This is a genomic window from Streptomyces durbertensis (assembly GCF_014156695.1).
GTDB lineage: Bacteria > Actinomycetota > Actinomycetes > Streptomycetales > Streptomycetaceae > Streptomyces > Streptomyces durbertensis.
The window spans coordinates 1-5,271 of record NZ_WMLF01000382.1 but is presented as its reverse complement, the minus strand read 5'-3'; the positions used below and the strand labels follow the sequence as shown (position 1 = coordinate 5,271).

Here is a 5,271-nt window from a genome sequence, read left to right as displayed (position 1 = left end):
CCCCGGCGGGCCACCGCGTCCATCCGGCGGCGCACCGCGTCCAACGCCCCCGGCCCGCCGCCCCGCACCACCTTCTCCAGATCGTCGGCGAGCCCCGGCAGACCGATGAAACACGGGCCGCACTGGCCCGCCGACTCGTCCGCCATCCAGCGCGCGACCCGCACCGCCTCACCGGCCGGACAGGTCGTCAGCGGGATGGGGATGACCGCGCCGGCACCCAGGCTCGCACCCGCCTTGGCGATCGACTCCCGCGACACCAGCACCGAAGCCGCGGCGTCGGCCGTCAACCAGCCGCCGTGGTAGCCGCCCACCAGCACCCCCTGCCCCGGCCCCGTCCCGCAGACCTGCAGGACGTACGACAGCGGCACCCCGGTCGGGGTCTCCACCACCCGGTTGCCGGACACCGTCAGCAGGGTGGTGCCCGGATCGTCCGGCAGTCCGGTCGCCCGGTACTCCAGCGCGCCCAGCCGGGCGGCGACCGAAAGCTGCGCGTAGGTCTCGGTGTTCGACAGCAGCGTCGGCAGCCCGCCCAGACCGCTGTCGCTGGACCGCACCCGGCGGCCGGACGGCAGCGCCGGCGCCTGGCTGATGCCGCTGATGAGCGCGCTCCCCTCCCCGGTGACAAAGCGCTCGGGGAGCCTGGCGACCTTCAACGCCGGCGCCGCCGGCCCGCGTTCGGCGATCGCGGAGCGAAGCGACTGCTCCACGTCCGAACGCGTCACACCCAGCCACACCTCGGACGCGCCGAGTGCCCGGGCGGCCAGCGAGGCACCGTCGAGCACCAGGTGCGGCGTGTGCAGCAGCAGCGCGGTGTCCTTCAGGCAGCTCGGCTCGCCCTCGCTGCCGTTGACGACGACCACCGTGCCCGTCCCGCGCCGACGCGCGGAGTCCATGACGGCCTGCACCTTGCGCGCGAACGGGAAGCCGGCCCCGCCGCGTCCCCGCAGCCCGATGTTCTCCGCCAGGTCGACCAGCTCGTCGGCCCTCAGGTCCGGTTGGGACCCGTGGACGGTCAGATGTGTCACCCGGTCCACCCGTGCCACCTGGTCGAGGCCGGACAGCAGCCTGGGCGGACCGACCGACAGCAGGGTGGGGGTTATTTCAGCCACGGCAGCCACCTGCTGGTCGCCCCGCTCGGCGGGGAGTCGGACCGGGCGAGCACCCGCAGGACCAGCGCGGCGGCGACGCCGAGCAGGCACAGTGCGTAGGAGACCGTCACCCAACCGGCGGCCGCGCGCCCGGCCTTGAGCCCGTGCACCAGGGCCGCGCACCACGCGGGATAGGCGCACATGTGGAGCGCGCGCCAGTAGCGCGAACTGCCCCGCGCGGCGAACGTGCCGCGCACGGCCCCGGAGACCGCGACCGCCAGGAACAGGTAGGCGGCCACCGTGCCCAGCCCGATCAGCACCGGCCGGGAGCCGTCCGCGAAGGGGAGAGCCGCGGCGGCCGCGCTGGTCCGGCTCTCGGCGACCTTCACCCCGATGTGCAGGGTGAGGAAGCCGAGCCCGGCCACCGCGAGTCCACGGTGCACGCCCTGCGCCAGCAGCCGGTGCGGGGAGCCGAGCAGCCACCGGTCGGTGGCGGCGAGCCCCCACAGGACGGTGCCGGTCAGGCACACCAGCGACAGGACGCCGGCGCCGAAGTCCAGGAACTGCGTCAGCCGTTCGAACGCACCGACGCTGGCGGCCGACAGCAGGAGCGTCAGGACGGCTCCGGCCACCGGCAGTACGACCAGGCGCCGTGGCGCCCGCGCCGCTCTGCCTGGTCGGGACCCCGCGTGCCGGCGCCGTTGGTTGGGCACCTCCCGCTTGTCTCCGGCGTCGGTGCGCAGCGGTGTCATGGGCGGAGTGAGGGGTGGGGACAAGGTGAAGACCTCCCGAGTGTGCACATTCCCGGCACATGTCTCAGGTCCGACGGCGGGGGAGAATTCGCGAAGCTCGGCTGCGGGAAAGCGTGTTGCCGCAGGTGGTTGCCGTTCCCCTTTGCGCCGCCAAAGAGCAGTGGACGGGATGCAGCAGCATTGCCGAACTCCGCGAAACCTTCATAAGATTTATCGTCCTGTGACAAATTCCGGCCTCGGCGTCGCCCAGCAACTCCAGGGGTGCGGATGATGCCCGTCCAGATGCTCCCTGGGGGCGCTGACGGCGCGTCCGGGACATCGGCACCCTCCATCCGGGAGGGTGGTGGAGGACGCTCAACTCCCTTTCCAGGGCGGGGAACTGGCAAAGGGGGGCCTCCACGGTCCGGCCATCGAGACCGTCCGGACCTCACCCCGGCAGGAACGAGGTAGAGATGTGTGAACTGCTCAACCGCATCTGGTCACGCCCCCGAGGGGAGTGGACCCGCGTTCTGAGAAAGGAACTTCCCGCCATCACCGACCAGGTGGTGGAGGTGCTGCGACAGACGCTGCCCGCCCACAAGTCCCCGGCCGTCACATCCCGGGAGGACCTGCACTGGGCGGTCGAGCAGGCGCTGCTCACCGCGCTCGGCTACCAGAAGGAGCCCCAGCGTGAGCGTCCCACCGGCAAGCCGGTGGCCGTCCCCGTCCCCATCGACCGCGCACGACGCAACCTGTTCGCCGCCGTCACCGGCGACCTCTGCGCCCTGGAGACCCCCCTCTCGGAGCTGGCGCGCTCCGCACGCTGGCCCCTGCCCGAACGGGTACGGGCCGTCGTCCTCACCTCACCCGGTGAGGCCACCCAACTCGCGGCGAGCCTGGGCGACACCCTGCTCAGCCTCGCCGACGGAGAGGCCTGCCTGCTCGTCCCCGACCAGGGGCCCGAGACCCGGGCCGCCCTGGAGACCGCGCTGCGCGGTCGGATCGCCGCCGTCGGACACGGAGTCGCGCTCTCCGACGCGGCCGCGTCACTGCGCTGGGCCAGGCGGCTGCTCGCCCTGGCGCCCAGCCGTCCCGTCACCGAGACCCTGTTCGTCGAGGACCACCTGACCCTGCTGCTCCTCCTCCAGGACGAGACGCTCGCCAGAGCGCTCGCCGGCCGCTGGCTCGGCCCGCTCGAGGAACTGACCCCCCGCCAGAGCGAACGACTCGAGGTCACCCTCCTCGCCTGGCTCGAAGGCGGCGGCGCACCCGAGGCCGCCAAGACCCTCCAGGTCCACCCGCAGACCGTCCGCTACCGGCTGCGGCAGATCGAGAAGCTGTTCGGTTCGGCGCTGCGTGACCCGCGGACCCGGTTCGAACTCGAGATGACCCTCCGGAGCCGCCGGCTGATGGCCCAGGTACGCCGGCACACCAGGCCCACCCGACGCGCCCGCGTCGCCGTGGCCGGTATGCGGCCCCTGGGCCTGACCCGCCAGGCCCGCGTCAACGGCCTGTGACCCAGTCCCCACCGCGCGGCGGTGGGGGACCGGCAGCCACCGCCGGCCCCCCACCGCCGCTTTTCCGCTCCGGGACCCCGCGCTCCCGGAGCGTCCGCAGCCGGCCTTCCCTCACCCCGAGCCGGCCGGCTGCGGCGAGGGAGCCTCGCCCGGAACCGACGGCGCGATCGGCACCGCCGGCGGCACCTGACCGGTCGGCTCGGCCGGCCCCGGAACCGGCCCGCCCTGACCCTCCAACTGCGCGAAGTCCACCAGACCCGTCGCCTCCAGCACCGTGATGTGGTCGAGCACCACGGCGTTCGCCCGGGTCGCCAGGGTGCGCACCATCGAGTTGCGGGTCTGGGCACGCACCTGCGCCACCAGGCCGAACACCGTGCCGTGCGCACGCCGCAGGATGTTCGCGAACAGCCGGTCGAACTCGTCGCCCTGGGCGGCGTTCATCTGTGCCAGCCACGCCTGCTGTTGCGCGTTCGGCTGGTTCGCCAGCTCCACACCGAGCGCCCTGGCGGTGTCGATCGCCAGCTTGTCGAGCTCGGTGTGACCGTCCACCAGGTGGTTGCCCGCCTCGCGCACCGCCTCCCGGTTGGTGCGTTCCTGCGCCTGCCGGCCGGCTGGCAGCTCCCACAGGCCCGCCAGCCGCACCTTCCGCACGAAGTCCCGGTCCATCGCGGTGAGCGGGCCGAACTCCGTGCCGACCGTGCCCCGCCCGTCGTCGTCCCACGTCACCGTGGTCGCCGCCGCTGGACGGGTGTTGTCGTAGACGTGCACCGGGACCAGCAGCGCCGCCAGTGTGAGGACAAGCGCGAGGACGACCAGGCCGGTGGCCATGTTCCGTCCGGGGGTGAAGAGTGTGCCGTTGACGGGACGCATCAAGCCTCTCCTGCAAGCGTGGGACTCGTGCGCCGGACGTTAACCGGCCCGCCCCGCTCCCAAGGATGCTTCGTCGTCGTGTGACAAACTCCCGTCCGCCCCCGTCGGCGGCTGCTAGCGTTCCGTGCGCCGCGGGTCAGGCGGCCCGCCGCACCGCCGCGCGTCCGACGCCGGCGTGCGAGAACGGCTGCGTCCGCCAGTCCAGACCCGCCGGCAGCGTCAGCAGCGCCGCCATGTCCGAGCCTCCGCCCGCGGCTTCACCGGCCGGCTCGGCCTCCGTCACCGTCCGGCCCGAGCCGGCGCACACCGTCAGACCGAACGGGTCCCACTTGCTCGCGCACACCGCGTGCTGCGGCAGCACCTCCTCCTCGGCGAACAACGCGATCGGCCTGCTGCACTCCGGGCAGCGCACCCGGTGGATGTCCAGCGCCTCGTCGAACTCCCCGTCCTCCGGCAGCTCCGCACCGCTCACGGTGTCCCGGGGCTCCGACTCCTTGTGCTGCCTGACACTGCGCATGCTTCCCCCTCTGGGTGACCCTCGGGCACTCGGGCCCGGCCACAGCAAGCACTTCCCGCCACCACCCCTGCATAATCGCCCCGCACGTGCGCACACAGGGGCACATGTGTGGCATTCCTCACACCCCCGCGCCCCCGTGTGCTCCCACGGCGCTCCGGACTGTGCCGATCCGTCCGCACCCAGTAGGTTGAGCTGTTGTGGAGCAGCTGGACCGACAGATCGTGGAACTGCTCGTCAAGGACGGGCGCATGAGCTACACCGACCTGGGCAAGGCCACCGGCCTGTCCACCTCGGCGGTGCACCAGCGCGTCAGGCGGCTGGAGCAACGCGGCGTGATCAAGGGCTACACCGCCCTCATCGACGCCGAGTCCGTCGGGCTGCCCATGACCGCGTTCATCTCGGTCAAGCCGTTCGACCCCAGCGCCCCGGACGACATCGCCGACCGGCTCGCCGACATCCCCGAGATCGAGGCCTGCCACAGCGTCGCCGGTGACGAGAACTACATCCTCAAGGTCCGCGTCGCCACACCCACGGAACTGGAGAACCTG

The 5,271-nt window shown here is 72.7% G+C and carries 6 protein-coding genes; 2 read left to right on the top strand and 4 right to left on the bottom strand.

Going from position 1 to position 5,271, the window contains the following annotated elements; translation table 11 throughout:
- Positions 1 to 1,109: NADH-ubiquinone oxidoreductase-F iron-sulfur binding region domain-containing protein (locus GL263_RS20865; RefSeq protein ID WP_323379500.1), on the bottom strand; the 1,109-nt coding region annotated here is incomplete at its 3' end.
- Entirely contained in the window at positions 1,097 to 1,840 is a 744-nt protein-coding gene (locus tag GL263_RS20860) for a hypothetical protein (protein ID WP_182857266.1), read from the bottom strand. The genes GL263_RS20865 and GL263_RS20860, both read right to left, overlap by 13 nt.
- Positions 1,841 to 2,292: 452 nt before the next feature.
- Between GL263_RS20860 and GL263_RS20855 the strand changes: the two genes are divergently transcribed.
- Positions 2,293 to 3,336, top strand: a complete 1,044-nt coding sequence (locus GL263_RS20855; RefSeq protein ID WP_182857265.1) for a PucR family transcriptional regulator — start codon at positions 2,293 to 2,295, stop codon at positions 3,334 to 3,336.
- Between the two features lie 111 nt (positions 3,337 to 3,447).
- Here GL263_RS20855 and GL263_RS20850 read toward each other — a convergent pair whose 3' ends face one another.
- Both GL263_RS20850 and GL263_RS20845 read right to left on the bottom strand, forming a co-directional pair.
- Positions 3,448 to 4,206: a DUF4142 domain-containing protein gene (locus tag GL263_RS20850; protein ID WP_182857264.1), complete on the bottom strand. Its 759-nt coding sequence runs from the start codon at positions 4,204 to 4,206 to the stop codon at positions 3,448 to 3,450.
- Between the two features lie 136 nt (positions 4,207 to 4,342).
- Positions 4,343 to 4,723, bottom strand: coding sequence for a hypothetical protein (locus tag GL263_RS20845; protein ID WP_182857263.1), 381 nt, complete (start codon positions 4,721 to 4,723; stop codon positions 4,343 to 4,345).
- 197 nt (positions 4,724 to 4,920) lie between these two features.
- Here GL263_RS20845 and GL263_RS20840 point away from each other — a divergent pair.
- Positions 4,921 to 5,271 (top strand): Lrp/AsnC family transcriptional regulator (locus tag GL263_RS20840; protein ID WP_182857262.1); only part of this gene is annotated, 351 nt, incomplete at its 3' end.

What these genes read in the sequence shown, in the direction of transcription:
- GL263_RS20850 (WP_182857264.1), bottom strand. Translation starts at nt 4,206, where the DNA reads ATGCGTCCCGTCAACGGCACACTCTTCACCCCCGGACGGAACATGGCC.
- GL263_RS20860 (WP_182857266.1), bottom strand. Translation starts at nt 1,840, where the DNA reads ATGACACCGCTGCGCACCGACGCCGGAGACAAGCGGGAGGTGCCCAAC.
- GL263_RS20855 (WP_182857265.1), top strand. Translation starts at nt 2,293, where the DNA reads ATGTGTGAACTGCTCAACCGCATCTGGTCACGCCCCCGAGGGGAGTGG.
- GL263_RS20845 (WP_182857263.1), bottom strand. Translation starts at nt 4,723, where the DNA reads ATGCGCAGTGTCAGGCAGCACAAGGAGTCGGAGCCCCGGGACACCGTG.